The following is a 16,452-nucleotide window of genomic DNA, read 5'->3' as shown; positions in this document are numbered from 1 at the left end:
CGGACCCGGGTGGCACTCGCCGCGCCCCGCCGTCTCGGCGCGGCGGCGGAGCGGGCGACCGGGCCCGACTGGACGGGAACGGCTACCGATATCGAATTACCGGCGACATACGTCGGATGTCGTCCGTATTTCGCGAAAGTAAGCCGGACTTATGCCGACTGTCAACGAAAGGAAAAGATCCGCTGATGTAACATCGCGGGAAAGCACCGGGTCCGGACGTCGGTTGATGGGAGACGCGCTTGACGCACGGCACTGTGAGCGAGCCCGGCGGCGGAGCGGCCCCGGGCGCGGGGGCCCTGCTCGCGATCCTGCGGGACGGCCAGGCCCGCACCCGCGCCGAGCTGGCCCAGCTCACCGGCCTGGCCAGGTCCACCGTCTCGCAGCGGCTCGACGTGCTGATCGACCACAAGTGGATCGTCCCCTCGCGGGACACGGTCTCCTCCGGGGGACGGCCGGCCACCGCGTTCGCGTTCAACCGCGGCGCCCGCATCGTGCTGTCGGCCGACCTCGGCGCGACGCACGCCCGGCTGGCGGTCACCGATCTCGGCATGGCGGTGCTGGCCGAGCGGGCCGCCGAGCTGCCGATCGAGCGCGGCCCGGAGCCGACGCTGTCCTGGCTGGTCACCGCGTTCGAGGAGATGCTGGCCGAGGCCGGGTACCCGCTCTCCCAGGTCTGCGGCGTCGGGCTCGGTCTGCCCGGGCCGGTGGAGCACGTGACCGGGCGGCCGGTGAACCCGCCGATCATGCCGGGCTGGGACGCCTTCCCGGTGCCCGAGTGGCTCGGCGCGCGGCTCGCCGCCCCCGTCCTGGTCGACAACGACGTGAACATCATGGCCCTCGGCGAGCACTGGATCGCCAGCCCGGAGGTCGACCACCTGCTCTTCGTGAAGATCGGCACCGGCATCGGGTGCGGCGTCATCGCCGACCGGCGGCTCCACCGGGGCGCGCAGGGCGCGGCCGGCGACGTCGGGCACATCCGGGTCGGCACCGCGGGCGACGCGCTGTGCCGCTGCGGCAACACGGGCTGCCTGGAGGCGGTCGCGAGCGGCGCTGCGATGGCCGCCCGGCTGCGCGAGGCGGGCGTCGACGCCGCCGGCAGCCGTGACGTCGTACGGCTGATCCGCGGAGGCAGCGCGCAGGCCGCGCAGGTCATCCGGCAGGCCGGGCGGGACATCGGCGGCGTGCTCGCGGCCATCGTCAACTTCTTCAACCCGTCGGTCATCGTCGTCGGCGGCGACATCGCCGAGGCGGGCGAACACGTCCTCGCCGGGGTGCGCGAGGCGATCTACAGCCGCTCGCTCCCCCTCGCCACCCAGCACCTGACCATCCGGGCGAGCGAGCTGGGCGACCGGGCGGGCGTCATCGGGGCCGCGGTCATGGTGGTCGAGCACGTGCTCGCGCCGGGGACGGTGGACCAGGCGGTCACCCCCGCCGCGCATTGACCCGCCGCCGACGGTGCCGTAACAATGAGGGCGCCCTGATCCTCCGCGACGGTGGCACGCCGCCGGGATCGCCGGGCGCCTGCGCACCCCAGCGCGCCCCTGACGTGTTCGGCGCACGCGTCCGCACCGAGAGGACGGCTGCGATGACCGCACACGAAGATCCCACCGAGACCTCGTCCGCCCTGCGCCGCGCGCTCGGGCTGAGCCGGCGCCGCTTCCTGGCCGCCACGACGGGCGTCACCGCGGCGACGGCCCTGGCCGCGACCGGCCCGCTCGCCGCGGCCGCGAGCGCCGCCACGAACACGGCCGCCCAGAGGGGCGGCAACGGCGTGCTCGTGCCCCCGGGCAAGCGCGGCATCATCCTCTACACCGTCCGCGACGCGATCGGACGCGACCCCGGCTCCACCCCGCTCGCGTCCGGCTTCCGCCGGGTGTTCGAGGAGCTGGCCCGCATCGGCTACAAGCAAGTGGAGTTCGCCGGCTACGGACAGCACCCGAACGCCGAGGGCGGCGCCAACCTGGAGAACGTCGAGGGCGCCCGGCTGCTGCGCCGCTGGCTGGACGACAACGGCCTGCAAGCGGAGGGCAACCACGGCTTCATTCCCGGCTCGTGGCCGCTCACCACGGCCGACCTCGACCGATTCAAGCTGCACCTGGAGATCGCGAACATCCTCGGCCTCGGCCACATGGGCACCGGCGGCGACCCCACCGGCAGCGCCTACCGGGCCGACTGGGACGTGGCCGCCGAGAAATGGAACCACCTGGGCTCGCTGGCGACCGCGGCCGGGATCAAGCTGTACACCCACAACCACGACGTGGCGTACGGATTCCTCCTCGACAGCGGCCCGCCGGACGCGGCCGGGCGGCCCACCCGCTCGTCGGGCGTCCGCAAGCTGGAGTACTTCCTCACGATCACGGATCCGGCGCACGTCTACCTGGAGATGGACATCTTCTGGGCGCACGTGGCCCAGTTCAAGTTCCGGACCTACACCGCGCCCGACGGATCGGCGCAGACGGCCGTCTTCGACCCCCTCGCGGTCGTACGCGCCCAGACGAAGCGCTTCCCGCTGTTCCACGCCAAGGACGGCAAGCACAACCCGGCCGACGCCAACGGCTACGCCATGGTGCCGTTCGGCACGGGTGACATCGACTACGCCGGCTTCTTCGCGAACATGGGGGCCAAGGGCTACCACAACCCGATGTACGAGCAGGACAACGCCCCCGGGGACGCGGCGGACCCGGGCCGCTCCCTGCGGTACGCCGAACTGAGCTACGCCAACCTGGCCGCGCTGCGCGGCTGACCCGCCGCGCCGTACCCCGCCTCCGCGCTCACTTCTCGTCGCCGCGCGCCGCCTCCGGCTCCGGCTCGGGCTCCCGTTCGGGGGCGCGCAGCGTGCCGGCGTGGGCGCGGGCGGCGGGGTCGCGGCGCGACCTGAGCAGGCTGGCCACGGTGGTGACGGCCAGCACGACGACGATGACGCCCAGCGAGAGCATGGTCGAGATCTGCGGCACACTGTCGCTGAGGCCGTGCGCCCAGTGCAGCACCAGCTTCACGCCGATGAACGCGAGGATCAGCGCCAGCCCGGTGGACAGGTAGACCAGCCGGTCGAGCAGCCCCTTGACGAGGAAGAACAGCGCCCGCAGCCCGAGCAGGGCGAACACGTTGGCCACCAGGACGATGTACGGCTCCTCGGTCACGCCGAACACCGCCGGGATCGAGTCGAGCGCGAAGAGCAGGTCGGTGCTGCCGATCGCGATGAGCACCACGAACAGCGGGGTGACCACGCGCCGGCCGCCGACCCGCGCGATCATCTGGCCGCCGACGTAGTCGGAGGTAACCGGCAGCACGCGGCGGGTCAGCCGGACCAGCGCGTTGTCCTCGACGCTCGGATCCTCCTGGCGGTGCCGGTAGAGCTGGACGGCGGTCCAGATCAGCAGCGCCCCGAACACGAGGAACATGAACGAGAACAGCGACAGCAGGGCCGCGCCGAGCACGATGAAGGCGACCCGCATCACCAGCGCGATCATGATGCCGAGGGTCAGCGCCTTGCGCTGGTGCTCGGCGGGCACCGCGAACGTGCTCATGATGATCACGAAGACGAAGAGGTTGTCAACCGAGAGGCTCTTCTCGACGACGTACCCGGCGAAGTATTCGGCGCCGTACTCCCAGCCCGCGTAGGTGGCGAAGACCAGGCCGAAGGCCACCGCGACCGCGATGTAGAAGACCGACCAGCCGACCGCCTCGCGGAAGCCCACCGTGTGCGGCCGGATGATCCCAAGAGTGAGATCAAGCGCGAACAGCAGCACTATCACGCCGGCGGTCAGCGCCCAGCCGACCGGGGTTATCTCCAGCACGGGATGACCTCCACCATGTCCGCGACCATGTCCGCAGGCATGGTCGCGTCGTTCCGTGCGGATCGCCCGTCGCCGCTGCTCGGCATGCCACGGCGTCCGGGCCGGGGTTCACGGGGTTCGTCCGCGCTCGCTCGTCCGCCTAACGCGCGCCGGGCGGCCCAGGTTCCGCCCCCGGCACCCGAATCCCCCGGCGCCCGAATTCCCCGCGTCCCGGGCCTTGCCGTCCGCCGACCCTGCCGTCAGCGGACCCGGCGGAAGAAGGCGCGAACGTCGGCCACGAGCAGGTCCGGCGCCTGGAGCGCGGCGAAGTGGCCGCCGCGGTCGAACTCCGACCAGTGCACCACGGCGTGCTCGCGTTCGGCGAAGGCCCGCACGGTGGAGTCTCCGGGGAAGACCGCCATGCCGGTCGGGACGGGGCAGCGCTCGAACCGCCGTCCCCAGGAGGCGGCGGCCTCCTTGTACAGGCGCGCCGCCGAGCCGGCGGTACGGGTCAGCCAGTGCAGCGTGACGTTGGTGAGGATCGCGTCCCGGTCCACGCCGCCGACGCCCTGCCCGTACCCGTCGAACCATTCGAGGTACCAGGCGAGCTGCCCGACCGGCGAGTCGAGCAGGGCGTAGGCGAGGGTCTGCGGCCGGGTGCTCTGGATCGCGGCGTAGCCGGACCGCTCGCCGTTCCAGCGGGTGATCCCGGCCAGCCGGGCGCGCTCGGCGTCGGTCAATCCGTCCGTCTCGCCCGGGTCGCCCGACGGGAGCGCGAAGAACGCGTTCACATGCAGGCCCGCGACGTGGTCGGGCGCGGTCCTGGCCAGCTCCGGCGAGATCCGCGCACCCCAGTCGCCGCCCTGCGCCCCGTAGCGCGCGTAGCCGAGGCGGCGCATCAGCTCCGCCCAGGCGCGGGCGACGCGGGGGACGTCCCATCCGGTCGCCGTGGTCGGGCCGGAGAACCCGTACCCGGGGATCGACGGGACCACCACGTGGAACGCGTCGGCGGGGTCGCCGCCGTGCCCGCGCGGATCGGCCAGCGGCCCGATCAGGTCCAGGAACTCGGCGACCGACCCGGGCCAGCCGTGGGTGAGGATCAGCGGCAGCGCGTCCGGCTCCGGCGAGCGGACGTGCAGGAAGTGCACGTTCTGGCCGTCGATCGTGGTGGTGAACTGCGGGAAGCCGTTGAGCCTGGCCTCGTGCGCGCGCCAGTCGTAGGCCGTACGCCAGTGCTCGGCCAGCTCCTTCACCCGGCCGAGCGCCACGCCGTACGACCAGGCGGTGCCGGGGATCTCGTCCGGCCAGCGGGTGGCGGCGATCCGGGCGCGCAGGTCGTCCAGATCGGACTGGGGGATGTCACTACGGAACGGCCGGATGTCGGTCGCGTCAGTCATGTCGCTTATGTCGTTCATGGCGGTGACCGTAGGGACGAACGCGGCCAGGTTCCGGCCGCGATCAGTGCGAGACTGGCCGGCGTGTTGGAGACCTCGGCCCGGCTGCTCCGCCTGCTGTCGCTGCTCCAGTCGCGGCGCGACTGGAGCAGCGCCGATCTCGCCGACCGGCTCGGCGTCGCGCGGCGCACGGTCCGGCGCGACGTGGAACGGCTGCGCTCCCTCGGCTATCCGGTGCACGCCACCCCGGGCGTCTTCGGCGGCTACCGGCTCGGCGAGGGCGCCGCCCTGCCGCCGCTGCTGCTCGACGACGAGGAGGCGGTCGCGGTGGCGGTGGGGCTCCGGTCGGGCGCCGCCGGAGGCGTGGCCGGGATCGAGGAGACCTCCGTCCGCGCCCTGGCCAAGCTGGAGCAGGTGCTGCCGTCCCGGCTGCGGCGCCGCGTGGCCGCGTTCCAGACCTTCACCGTGGCGATGCCCGGCACAGGCCCGACCGTCGACGTGGACGTGCTCACCGCGCTGACCGCCGCCTGCCGCGACCACGAGCGGCTGCGGTTCGACTACACGGCGCACGACGGGTCGGTGGGCGTCCGCACGGTGGAGCCGCACCGCCTGGTGAGCTGGGGCCGCCGGTGGTACCTGGTGGCCTGGGATCTGGACCGCGACGACTGGCGCGTCTTCCGCGCCGACCGGGTCCGGCCCCGCGTCCCGACCGGCCCGCGGTTCGCGCCCCGGGACTCCCCCGACGGCGACGTGGTCGCCTTCCTGTCCAGGCGGATGGGCACGGGAATGTGGCCGTGCCGGGCCCGGGTCCGGGTCCACGCCCCCGCCGAGGCCGTCGCCGGGAAGATCACCGGGGTGGTGGAGCCGATCGACGACCGGAGCTGCGTGCTGACCGTCTGCGGTGACTCGCTGCAGACCATCGCGGTGATCCTGGGCTTCCTCGACGAGGACTTCGACGTCGTCGAGCCGTCACTCCTCACCGAGCACCTGGCCCGGCTCGCCGCCCGCTACCAGACCGCCGCGCGCCCGGGAGAATAGGGATTCGCATGACCCCGGAATACGCCTGAGCGGCACTCGTCCAGCGACGGCGGTCGGCCACCCCCACGCTGTCCCGGCGCGGGGGTGGGTGGCACCGGCTGAGCAGGGCGGCTTCAGCAGTGCGGGTTCAGCAGTGCGGGTTCAGCTGCGGCCGACCTCCTGCGCCACCCGCTCCAGCCGGTTCCGGTAGTCCTCCCACCACGCCTGGTCTCCGGAAGCGATTCGGCCGTCGCCCTCCCGTGTTCCGACGACGCCGTCGATCAGCTCCCGGACGATGTCGGCGTGCCCGATGTGCCGGTGGGTCTCGGCGATGATGTGGACCAGGACACGGTGCAGTGTCGCCTTGCCGTACTCCGGAGACCACCACTCCACATGGCCGACGGTGTCCAGCCCCAGTGCCTGGATCGTGGCGTCCGAGTGTTTCCACGCACGCCGGTAAAGGCCGACGATGTACTCGCGGGACTGGTCCGCGGTGGCCCACATGTCCACGTTGGCTTCGGCGTGGCGGCCGAACCAGGACACCGGCTCGTCGAAATGCCGGTCGAACACATAGCCCAGGTACTGCAGCTCGACGGTGGTCAGATGTTTGACCAGCCCCAGCAGGTTGGTGCCGGTCGGCGTCAGCGGTCGGCGGATGTCGTACTCCGAGAGCCCGTCGAGTTTCCACAGCAGCGCCTCGCGCGCTTCCTGCAGGTATCGGTGAAGGTCGGCTTTCAGATCTGCTTCGGTCATAGTGGAATGCCTCCTGTGAAGTGATGCCCTCTCCTGCGAGAGGGACGGAGAGGGCAGGTCGTCGGTGCCTCGCGGCCGTCGAAGAGGAGACTCCCCCCGTGGGGCAGAATCGTCGCCCGTGAGCGAAGTTTTTTCCGCCACCTCCGCGGATACGGCAGTGGAGGGCGCCGAGGATCCGGACCTGGCCCTGGCACGCGACGGGGACGACGCCGCGTTCACCCGTCTCATAGAGCCACTTCGCCGGGAGCTGCACGCCCACTGCTACCGCATGCTCGGCTCCACCCACGACGCGGACGACGCCCTGCAGGACGCCCTGCTGCGGGCATGGCGAGGTCTCGCGCGCTTCGAAGGCCGCAGCTCACTGCGCTCGTGGCTGTACACCGTGGCCACCCGTACCTGCCTGGACATCGTCGAAACCCGCGGCAGACGGGCCCTGCCCGTCGACCTCGGCCCGTCCAGCGACCACACGGTGGTCGGCGACAACCCACTGGCCGACATCGCCTGGCTGGGCCCGTACCCCGATGCCGGTCTCGGGGACGGACCGGCCGGCCCGGACGCGCGCTATGAGCAGCGCGAAGCCGTCGAACTCGCCTTCGTCGCCGCTCTACAACACCTGCCGGGCAACCAGCGGGCGGCGCTGCTGCTCTTCGAGGTCCTCGGCTTCTCCGCCGCCGAGATCGCCACCACGATGAACACGTCGACCACGTCGGTGAACTCGGCCCTGGCGCGAGCCCGCAAGGTCGTCGAGGAGAAGGTTCCCTCCCCCACCCAGCAGCGGACGCTGCGAAAGATCGACGACGCGCGCCTGCGAGAGATCGTCGCCGGGTTCTCCACCGCGCTGGAACGCGGTGACGCCGACACCCTGGCCGCTCTGCTCACCCAGGACGTCACCTGGTCGATGCCGCCGATGGCGCACTGGTACCACGGCATCGAGGCCGTCATCGACTTCGCCCTGCGGGTCCCGCTGACCGGATGCGGCTCCTGGCGGCACCTTCCGACCAGCGCGAACGGCCAGCCCGCCGTGGGCTTCTACCTCTGGAACGACGACCTCGGCGCTTACCTCAACTGGTCGATCAACGTGCTGACGCTGCGCGGCGAGCGAATCGCCGAGATCACCACGTTCATCGGCCCCGACCACTTCCCGTCATTCGGGCTGCCCGCCTCGCTGGCCTGACCAGGATCGATGCCCGGTCCGGACGGCGTCGGCGCCGCTCGGACCGGCTCGGCGCAGCTGCCCGTCGACCCCCGAAGCCGGCCGCCGTCGTGGAGCGGCTCCTCACGGCCCGATGATCGGCCGACCGGGCGCCGCGTAAACTGACACCCCGCCCAAGGGGACGTTCCACCCGCGAACGGACGTTTCCGCCAAATTGACGATTGTTCGAGGTGAACGCGATGCCGGCGGGAGCCGCACTGCCCGACCTGACCGGGCTCGGCGAGGGGTTCCACGCCTTCTGGCGCGAGCGGCATCTATGCACGCTCACCACGGTGCGCCCGGACGGGACGCCGCACGTGGTGCCGGTCGGGGTGACCCTGGACGCCGAGGCGGCGGTGGCCCGGGTCATCACCTCACGCGAGTCGCACAAGGCCCGGCTGGTGGCCGCCGCCGGGCCGTCCGGCGTGGCCGTGGCCGTGTGCCAGGTGGACGGGCGCCGCTGGTCCACCCTTGAGGGCCGCGCCGTGATCCGCGACTCCCCCGAGGAGGTCGCCGACGCCGAGCGCCGGTACGCGCTGCGCTACAAGCCGCCGCGGGAGAACCCGCGACGCGTGGTGATCGAGATCCGCGTCACCCGGGTACTCGGCAATGTCTGAGCCGCGCGAGGCGATGTCCGATGCCCGCGAGGCGATGGCCGATCCGCGGGACGACGTCGGCGTCGTCACCGTCGTCGGCGTCGGGACGGACGGCTGGACCGGCCTCGGCCCCGCCGCGCGCACGGCCGTACGGGCGGCCGAGGTCCTCATGGGCAGCGCCCGGCAGCTCGACCTGGTCCCGGACGGCGGCGCCGAGCGGGTCACCTGGCCCTCTCCCCTGCTTCCCGCGCTGCCCGGGCTGCTCTCGGCGCACCGGGCGCGGGCGGTGTGCGTGCTGGCCAGCGGGGACCCCCTGTTCTTCGGCATCGGCTCGACGCTGGTCCGCCTGCTCGGCGCCGACCGGGTGCGGGTGCTGCCGCACCTGTCGTCGTTGTCGCTCGCCTGCGCCCGGATGGGCTGGGCCGTGCAGGAGACCGAGGTGGTGAGCCTGGTCGGCCGCCCCGACACGCTGCTGCACCCGGCGGTCCTGCCCGGACGCCGGGTGCTGGTGCTCTGCTCGGGGAGGGACGCGCCCGCCCGGGTCGCCGCCCTGCTCACCGCGCGCGGGTACGGCGCGAGCACGCTGACGGTGCTGTCCGACCTCGGCGGCCCCGGCGAGAGCCGCTCCTCCGGTACAGCGCGGCGGTGGGCGGCGGACACCCCCGACGCGTCCTCTCTCCGGGTCGTCGCGGTGGAGTGCCGGTCCGACCCGGGGGTGACGCCGCTCCCCCGCGTGCCCGGCCTACCGGACGACGCGTACGAGCACGACGGGCAGCTCACCAAGCGGGAGGTGCGCGCCGTGACCCTGTCCCGGCTCGCGCCCGTGCCCGGAGAGCTGCTGTGGGACGTGGGCGCCGGGGCGGGCAGCATCGCAATCGAGTGGATGCGCAGCCATCCGGCCTGCCGGGCGATCGCGGTGGAGAGCCGCCCCGAGCGGGCGGAGCGCGCGGCGCGCAACGCCGCGGCGCTGGGCGTGCCCGACCTGGACATCGTCGTGGGCGCGGCACCGGCCGCGCTCGCCGGGCTGGACGTCCCCGACGCCGTCTTCGTCGGCGGCGGCGCCACCGCGCCCGGCCTGCTCGACGCCTGCTGGGCCGCGCTGCGGCCGGGAGGGCGGCTGGTGGCCAACGCGGTCACGCTGGAGTCGGAGGCGGTCCTGACCGGCTGGCACGGCCGGCTCGGCGGCGACCTCGTGCGTCTCGCGGTCACCCGCGCGGCCCCGGTCGGCGGCTTCACCGGCTGGCGGGCCATGATGCCCGTGACCGTCTGGTCGGCGGTCAAACCATGGACGGATCTCGGCGAGGAGGAGCGATCGTGACGGACGCGCGGGGCGGAATGGTGCGTTTCGTCGGGGCGGGGCCCGGCGCCGCCGACCTCATCACGGTGCGCGGCCTGCGGGTGATCGCCACCTCCCCGGTGTGCCTGTACGCCGGATCGCTGGTGCCCCGGGAACTGCTGGACGACTGCCCGCCGGGGGCGCGGCTGGTGGACACCGCACGGCTCACCCTGGACGAGATCGTCGCTGAGATGGCCGCCGCGCACGCCGCCGGGCTGGACGTCGCGCGGCTGCACTCGGGCGATCCGTCGGTGTTCAGCGCGATGGCCGAGCAGATGCGCCGGCTGGACGCGCTCGGCGTGCCGTACGAGGTGGTGCCCGGCGTCCCCGCCTTCGCCGCCGCGGCCGCCGCGCTGAAGCGGGAGTTCACGGTGCCGGGCGTCGGGCAGACGATCGTCCTGACCCGCACGGCAGCGCGGGCGACCCCGATGCCCGAGGGCGAGGACCTGGCCACGCTGGGCGCGAGCCGGGCGACCATGGTGCTGCACCTCGCCGTGCAGCGCGTCGAGGCGGTCGTCGAGGAACTGCTCCCCGCCTACGGCGCGGACTGCCCGGTCGCCGTCGTGGCCCGGGCGAGCAGGGACGACGAGCTGGTCCTGCGCGGCACGCTGGCCGACATCGCCGCGCGGGTCCGCGAGGCCGGGGTGGTGCGCACCGCCGTGATCGTGGTGGGCCGGGTGCTGACCGCGTCGGCGTTCCCCGACAGCCACCTCTACTCGGCGGAACGGTGCCGGGATTGACCGGTCTCCCCCTGGGCGCCCGCGCGGCCGACGATCACGCCCGCCCTGTCGATGACCACGACGTCCGCCTCGACCGGCGCGCCGCGCAGCACCTCGCGCGCGGTCCGCAGCGCCCGCTCGGCCACCAGGTCGCCGAGCGGGAGTCCGGCCTCCTGGCACAGCCGCAGCGCGTGCAGCGCCGTGTTCGCGGCGCGTACCCGCTCGGCGAGGGCCGGGTCGCCTCCGGCGCCGAGCACCAGCCCGGCGAGCAGGTCGGGGTTGACCTGGGAACGGCCGGAGTGCAGGTCGAGGTGGCCGTCGGCGAGCTTGGACAGCTTGCCGATCCCGCCGGCCACGGTGAGCCGGGGCACGGGGTGGCGGCGCAGGTACTTCAGCACCGCGCCGGCGAAGTCGCCCATGTCGAGCAGCGCGTCCTCGGGCAGGCCGTACAGTTCGGCGGCCACCCGCTCGGAGGTGCTGCCGGTGCAGCCCGCCACGTGGGTGCGACCGGCCGCGCGGGCGACGTCCACGCCGCGCCGGATGCTGTCGATCCACGCCGAGCACGAGTACGGCACGACGATCCCGGTCGTCCCCAGGATGGACAGGCCGCCGAGGATGCCGAGCCGCGGGTTCCAGGTGCGGCGGGCCAGCTCCTCACCCCCCTCGACGGAGATCTCGACGACCACGTCGCCGGTCCCGCCGCAGCGCGCGGCCACCTCGGCGACGTGCTCGCGCATCATCCGCCGCGGCACCGGGTTGATGGCGGGCTCGCCCACGTCGAGCGGCAGCCCCGGCTTCGTGACGGTGCCCACGCCGGGCCCGGCGAGGAAGGTAACGCCGCTGCCCGGGAGGCCGGGCCGTACGGTCGCGGAGATGAGCGCGCCGTGGGTGACGTCGGGGTCGTCGCCCGCGTCCTTGACCACGGCCGCGGTCGCCTCCCCGTCCGCCAGCCGTTCGCGGGCCAGCGCGAACGCCGGCCGCTGCCCCTTCGGCAGCGCGATCTCGACCGGGTCGGGGAAGGTGCCGGTGAGCAGCGCCGTGTACGCCGCGGTCGTCGCGGCGGTGGCGCACGCCCCGGTGGTCCATCCGTGGCGCAGTGGTGTGCTCATCGGGCCGGCCTCACGAAGCTGAAGGAGCTGAAGGAGCTGGTGGATCTGACGGAGGTGGAGGCATGACGAGACGGCTGCTGATCCTGGGCGGCACCGCGGAGGCCAGAGGGCTCGCCGAACGGCTGGTCGGACGTCCCGGGCTGCGCGTGGTGTCCTCGCTGGCGGGACGGGTGGCCGACCCGCGGCTCCCGGCCGGCGAGGTGCGCGAGGGCGGTTTCGGCGGGCCGGACGGCCTGGCCGCCTGGCTGCGGGAGCACCGGATCGACGCCGTGGTGGACGCCACCCACCCCTTCGCCCGGCGCATGACCGCCTCGGCCGTCGCCGCCTCCGCCGAGACCGGGGTGCCGCTGCTGGTGCTGCGCCGCCCCGGCTGGCGGCGGCGTCCGGACGACGACTGGCGCTGGGCGGCGACGCTTGAGGAGGCCGCCGCGCTGCTGCCCGGTCTGGCCGGCGACGGCGGGCGGGTGTTCCTCACGACCGGCCGCCGCAGCCTGGCCGTCTTCGCCGGCCTGGACGACCTGTGGTTCCTGGCCAGGTCGGTGGATCCGCCCGAGCCGCCGATGCCCCGGCACACGCATGTGGTGCTGTCGCGCGGGCCGTACACGGTGCCGGGCGAGCTGGCGCTGATGCGCGAGCACCGGATCGATGTGCTCGTCACCAAGGACAGCGGCGGTGAGATGACCACGGCCAAGCTGGCCGCCGCCCGCGAGCTGGGGCTGCCCGTGCTCGTCGTACGGCGGCCGCCCGCCCCGGACGGCGTCCCTCTCGTGGACACCGTCGAGGCGGCCGTGGCCTGGGTCGGGGCTCACGCCGGATAGCGGCGCGGCGTGTAGACGACGGGCCGTCCGTCCCGGTCGACGACCCTCGTCGTGGAGGAGCCGACGATCAGCAGGGTGCGCATGTCGATCTCGGCCGGGTCGAGGGCGGCCAGCTCGACGACGCGGACGCTCTCCCCGGGCCCGCCGACGTCCCGGCCGATGACCACCGGGGTGTCCGGGGCGCGGTGTTCGAGCAGCAGGTCGCGCATGGCGGCCACCTGCCAGGAACGGCTGCGCGACGCCGGGTTGTAGATCGCGAGCACCAGGTCGGCCTTCGCGGCGGCGGTGATCCGCCCGGCCACGACCTCCCACGGCTTGAGCAGGTCCGACAGCGACAGCACGCAGTAGTCGTGGCCCAGCGGCGCGCCGGCCCGGCTCGCCACCGCCTGGGCGGCGGTGAGGCCGGGCACCACGCGTACGGCGACGCCGGCGAACCGGGGCTCGGCCGCCACCTCCAGCACCGCGCTGGCCATGGCGAACACACCGGGGTCCCCGGACGACACCACGGCCACCCGCGATCCGGCCGCGGCCAGTTCCAGCGCGTGCGCCGCCCGCTCGGCCTCGACCCGGTTGTCCGTCGGGTGCCGGAGCTGGCGCGGGTTGGGCGGCACCCGGTCGAGGTAGGGCCCGTAGCCGACCAGCTCGTCGGCGGCGGCGAGCGCCTCCTGCGCCTCGGGGGTGAGCCACGGCCGTCCGGCGGGACCCAGCCCGACCACGACCACCTCGCCCGCGCGTACCGGCTCGGGGGCCGGATCCGTCGCCGGGGCGCCGGCCGGGGTGAGCGGGCTCGGCAGCAGCGCGAGCGAGAAGTACGGCACGGTGGCCGGGTCCACCTCGGCGAGCGGCTCGACGCGCTGCTTCTCGGTGGTGGCCCGCTCGACGTACCAGGCGTCGTCGAGGCGCCCGGCCTCGGCGAACGCCGCGCGCACCTTCTCGAAGGTGCGGCCGAGCTTGAGCACGGCGGCCGAGTCGGCGGCGGCGAGCCGTTCGGTCAGGACGTCCGCCGGGAGCGTGCCCGGCAGCACGGTGAGGGTCTCGTCCCGCTCGACCAGCGGGCGACCGAGCACCGCCGACGCCCCGCTGACGGAGGTGACGCCCGGCACCACCTCGGTCGGATAGCGGTGGGCGAGCCGCTTGTGCATGTGCATGTAGGAGCCGTAGAAGAGCGGGTCGCCCTCGCACAGCACGACCACGTCCCGGCCCGCGTCCAGGTGCGCGGCCAGCCGGACGGCGCACTCGGCGTAGAAGTCGTCCAGCGCGCCCTGGTAGCCGCCGGGATGGTCGGTGGTCTCGGTGGTGACCGGATAGATCAGCGGTTCCTCGATCTGGTCGCCCCGCAGGTACGGCAGCGCCACCGACCTGGCGATGCTCCGCCCGTGCCGGGCGCTGTGGTAGGCGATCACGTCGGCGGCGCCGAGAAGCCGGGCCGCCTTCACCGTCACGAGTTCGGGGTCGCCGGGCCCCAGGCCCACCCCGTACAGGCGACCGGGCTGTGCGCTCATGTGGTTCACTCCTCCTCGCTGGCGATCGCGTTGACGGCCGCCGCCGCCATGGCGCTGCCGCCCCTGCGCCCGTGCACCACCAGGTGCTCCAGGCCGGACGGATGCTCGGCCAGCGCCACCTTGGACTCGGCGGCGCCGATGAAGCCGACCGGGACACCGAGCACGGCCGCCGGGCGGCCCGCGCCCTCCTCGACCATCTCCAGCAGGCGGAACAGCGCGGTCGGCGCGTTGCCGATGGCGACCACGGCGTTGTCGAGCCGGTCGCGCCACAGTTCGAGCGCGGCGGCGCTGCGGGTGGTGCCCATCCGGGCCGCCAGCTCCGGGACCCTCGGGTCGCCGAGCGTGCACAGCACCTCGTTGTCCGCCGGGAGGCGGCGCCGGGTCACGCCGGAGGCGACCATCATGGCGTCGCACAGGATGGGCGCGCCGGCGAGCAGCGCCTCGCGCGCCGCCGTCACGACCCCCGGCGACCAGGCCAGGTCGTCCACCAGGTCGACCATGCCGCAGGCGTGGATCATGCGGACGGCGACCCGGGACACGCCCGGCGGCATCCCGCCCAGGTCGGTCTCGGCGCGGATGGTGGCGAAGGACCGGCGGTAGATCTCCGCCCCGTCCCGGATGTAGTCGATCACAGTCCCTCTCTGGTCGCCGCGACGGCGGCGCTCGTCTGCTCGGCGCCGGGGAACGCACGGCTGACGCCGTCCGCCTCGACGCGGTATCCGTGCGTGGTCGCGACCACGTCCACGACCCGGCCGCGCGGCCGCCCGCAGCGCCGCTCGCACCCCGCCCAGTGCGCGGGGATCCGTCCGGCATCGGTCGGTGAGCGTACGGCATCGCGGGAAACGTCCGCATCCGGCCGGGGGTCGCCGAGTGCGGCGCGGATGTCGGCGTGGACGTCGGCGCGGGACTTGGCGCATCCGGGACGGCCGGCGCAGGCGGTCACGCCGAGCCACGGGGACGCCGGGTCGGCGACCAGGCCCGCCTCGGCGAGCCTCGCCCGCCACCGCCCGGCATCCGCGGGCGTCAGGTCGGGCACGACGACCGTGCGCCAGGGCGTCACGCGGACCTCTCCGGCGCCGTCGCCGGCGGCCGCGGCGAGCGCCTCCGCCTGGGCCGGGGTGAGCCGCCCGAGCGGGGGGAGGACGGCGAGAGCCACCCGCCCGTCCGGTTGCCCGACCACACCGACCACACCGACCACGCCGTCGGCACCGCCCGCGCCGGTTTCGGCGGCGTACGCCTCGGGAGGACGGGCCGCGGACCGGCGCAGCCGGGGCTCCAGCTGGACGGCGCGGGCCGCGACGCGGGCGGGACCGTCCGCCAGCTCGCGGAGTCGCCACGCGCGCGACCCCTGCGCGGCGCGCTCGGCCAGGAACGCCTCGGCGACGGCGAGCAGGCCCGCCGTCTCCGCCCCCGAAGGGGCGCGCAGCCCGGGGTCGGCCCCGGCGAGCAGCAGCGCGGCCTCGCTTTCGTCCGCTGCGGCCACCGGCCGCAGCGTGACGTCGGCCTCCAGGGCGGCCACGTCGCCGGAGCCGTCGTCCAGCGCGAACAGGAAGCGTCCGGGCAGCTCGGCGAGGCCGGGCCGGGCGCACAGCGCGCGGTCCAGCTCGGCGACCAGGGGGCGCACGTCGCGCCCGCCCGCGGCGCTCCGCCCGGCGAGCGGCGAGGCCACGATGTTGCGCACCCGCTCGTGCGTGGCGGACGGCAGCAGCCCGGCGGCGGCCATCCGCGCGGCGAAGTCCGGAGCCTCGGCGGGGACGCGCTCCGCGCCCCCGCAGGCGTCCGGCGGGAGCCGCAGGCCGCGCACCTGGAGGTTGGCCCGGGAGGTGAGCTCGATCACGCCGGACCCGAGCTCGCGGGCCGCGGCGGCGACCGCGCGGAGCTGGCCCGCCGTCACCGCGCCTCCGGGGATCCGGACCCGCGCCAGGCCACCGTCGGCGGCGGCGTGGACCTGGAGCGCGCCGGGGCAGGCGTCGGGTCCGGAGCGTCCGGGAAGGTCACTGTTGAACACGCAGAGGATGCTAACGCCCTGTTTTCGGGGGATGTCCGCCTGGCATAGTGTGATCCCAGACGACGGCAATGGGAGGAAGCCGGTGTAAAACCGGCGCGGTCCCGCCACTGTAACCGGGGAGCGACCCCCACCGACGGCCACGGTCCGGCAACGGACGGGAAGGCCGGGGCGAGCGTCGATCCGGGAGCCAGGAGACTCCAGCCGTCGTGACGACCACGACCTGGGGCGAGGA

The 16,452-nt window shown here is 74.3% G+C and carries 15 protein-coding genes and 1 riboswitch; of the genes, 8 read left to right on the top strand and 7 right to left on the bottom strand.

What is annotated here, in order from left to right; translation table 11 throughout:
* Nucleotides 1-239: 239 nt before the first annotated feature.
* Nucleotides 240-1,442, top strand: coding sequence for an ROK family transcriptional regulator (locus tag ACQP1V_RS19750; RefSeq protein ID WP_433425124.1), 1,203 nt, complete (start codon nucleotides 240-242; stop codon nucleotides 1,440-1,442).
* A gap of 143 nt (nucleotides 1,443-1,585) precedes the next feature.
* Complete coding sequence (locus ACQP1V_RS19745) at nucleotides 1,586-2,743, top strand: sugar phosphate isomerase/epimerase family protein (RefSeq protein WP_433425122.1); 1,158 nt, start codon at nucleotides 1,586-1,588, stop codon at nucleotides 2,741-2,743.
* A 28-nt stretch (nucleotides 2,744-2,771) separates the two neighbouring features.
* On the opposite strand, the gene ACQP1V_RS19740 is transcribed toward ACQP1V_RS19745, so the two are convergent.
* Entirely contained in the window at nucleotides 2,772-3,797 is a 1,026-nt protein-coding gene (locus ACQP1V_RS19740; RefSeq protein WP_433425120.1) for a TerC/Alx family metal homeostasis membrane protein, read from the bottom strand.
* A gap of 239 nt (nucleotides 3,798-4,036) precedes the next feature.
* Nucleotides 4,037-5,191 carry an epoxide hydrolase family protein gene (locus tag ACQP1V_RS19735; protein ID WP_433425118.1) on the bottom strand — a complete coding sequence of 385 codons (1,155 nt, stop codon included), beginning with the start codon at nucleotides 5,189-5,191 and terminating at the stop codon, nucleotides 4,037-4,039.
* A 63-nt stretch (nucleotides 5,192-5,254) separates the two neighbouring features.
* Here ACQP1V_RS19735 and ACQP1V_RS19730 point away from each other — a divergent pair, with 63 nt between their 5' ends.
* Nucleotides 5,255-6,208: a helix-turn-helix transcriptional regulator gene (locus ACQP1V_RS19730; protein WP_433425116.1), complete on the top strand. Its 954-nt coding sequence runs from the start codon at nucleotides 5,255-5,257 to the stop codon at nucleotides 6,206-6,208.
* A gap of 141 nt (nucleotides 6,209-6,349) precedes the next feature.
* Here ACQP1V_RS19730 and ACQP1V_RS19725 read toward each other — a convergent pair whose 3' ends face one another.
* Nucleotides 6,350-6,940, bottom strand: a complete 591-nt coding sequence (locus tag ACQP1V_RS19725) for a DinB family protein (RefSeq protein ID WP_433425114.1) — start codon at nucleotides 6,938-6,940, stop codon at nucleotides 6,350-6,352.
* 118 nt (nucleotides 6,941-7,058) lie between these two features.
* On the opposite strand from ACQP1V_RS19725, the gene ACQP1V_RS19720 reads away from it, so the two are divergent.
* The 4 genes from ACQP1V_RS19720 to cobM all read left to right on the top strand — a co-directional run bounded on the left by ACQP1V_RS19720 (nucleotide 7,059) and on the right by cobM (nucleotide 10,804).
* Nucleotides 7,059-8,114, top strand: coding sequence for a sigma-70 family RNA polymerase sigma factor (locus ACQP1V_RS19720; protein WP_433425112.1), 1,056 nt, complete (start codon nucleotides 7,059-7,061; stop codon nucleotides 8,112-8,114).
* A 218-nt stretch (nucleotides 8,115-8,332) separates the two neighbouring features.
* Nucleotides 8,333-8,749 (top strand): pyridoxamine 5'-phosphate oxidase family protein, encoded by a 417-nt coding sequence (locus ACQP1V_RS19715; RefSeq protein WP_433425111.1) that lies wholly within the window; start codon nucleotides 8,333-8,335, stop codon nucleotides 8,747-8,749.
* Nucleotides 8,742-10,046, top strand: a complete 1,305-nt coding sequence (gene cbiE, locus ACQP1V_RS19710) for a precorrin-6y C5,15-methyltransferase (decarboxylating) subunit CbiE (RefSeq protein WP_433425109.1) — start codon at nucleotides 8,742-8,744, stop codon at nucleotides 10,044-10,046. Before ACQP1V_RS19715 ends, cbiE begins: the two co-directional genes overlap by 8 nt.
* A gap of 17 nt (nucleotides 10,047-10,063) precedes the next feature.
* Nucleotides 10,064-10,804: a precorrin-4 C(11)-methyltransferase gene (gene cobM, locus ACQP1V_RS19705; RefSeq protein WP_433425892.1), complete on the top strand. Its 741-nt coding sequence runs from the start codon at nucleotides 10,064-10,066 to the stop codon at nucleotides 10,802-10,804.
* Here the strand turns inward: cobM and ACQP1V_RS19700 are convergent.
* Nucleotides 10,777-11,892, bottom strand: coding sequence for a cobalt-precorrin-5B (C(1))-methyltransferase (locus tag ACQP1V_RS19700; protein WP_433425107.1), 1,116 nt, complete (start codon nucleotides 11,890-11,892; stop codon nucleotides 10,777-10,779). The two genes, cobM and ACQP1V_RS19700, sit on opposite strands and share 28 nt — an antisense overlap.
* A gap of 62 nt (nucleotides 11,893-11,954) precedes the next feature.
* Between ACQP1V_RS19700 and ACQP1V_RS19695 the strand changes: the two genes are divergently transcribed.
* Nucleotides 11,955-12,710, top strand: a complete 756-nt coding sequence (locus tag ACQP1V_RS19695) for a cobalt-precorrin-6A reductase (protein ID WP_432859471.1) — start codon at nucleotides 11,955-11,957, stop codon at nucleotides 12,708-12,710.
* Here the strand turns inward: ACQP1V_RS19695 and ACQP1V_RS19690 are convergent.
* Genes ACQP1V_RS19690 through ACQP1V_RS19680 form a run of 3 tightly spaced genes read right to left on the bottom strand, consistent with a single transcriptional unit; the run spans nucleotide 12,698 to nucleotide 16,220 of the window.
* Nucleotides 12,698-14,212, bottom strand: coding sequence for a precorrin-2 C(20)-methyltransferase (locus ACQP1V_RS19690; protein ID WP_433425105.1), 1,515 nt, complete (start codon nucleotides 14,210-14,212; stop codon nucleotides 12,698-12,700). The two genes, ACQP1V_RS19695 and ACQP1V_RS19690, sit on opposite strands and share 13 nt — an antisense overlap.
* A 5-nt stretch (nucleotides 14,213-14,217) precedes the next feature.
* Nucleotides 14,218-14,844: a precorrin-8X methylmutase gene (locus ACQP1V_RS19685; protein WP_067126396.1), complete on the bottom strand. Its 627-nt coding sequence runs from the start codon at nucleotides 14,842-14,844 to the stop codon at nucleotides 14,218-14,220.
* Nucleotides 14,841-16,220 carry a precorrin-3B synthase gene (locus tag ACQP1V_RS19680; RefSeq protein ID WP_433425103.1) on the bottom strand — a complete coding sequence of 460 codons (1,380 nt, stop codon included), beginning with the start codon at nucleotides 16,218-16,220 and terminating at the stop codon, nucleotides 14,841-14,843. Before ACQP1V_RS19680 ends, ACQP1V_RS19685 begins: the two co-directional genes overlap by 4 nt.
* A gap of 46 nt (nucleotides 16,221-16,266) precedes the next feature.
* Nucleotides 16,267-16,440: riboswitch (cobalamin riboswitch) on the top strand.
* Nucleotides 16,441-16,452 lie beyond the last annotated feature (12 nt).

This window comes from Microtetraspora malaysiensis, assembly GCF_050947145.1.
Classification (GTDB): Bacteria; Actinomycetota; Actinomycetes; order Streptosporangiales; family Streptosporangiaceae; genus Microtetraspora_A; species Microtetraspora_A malaysiensis.
The sequence above is the reverse complement of the archived record's forward strand: the minus strand, read 5'-3'. Positions and strand labels throughout refer to the sequence as shown.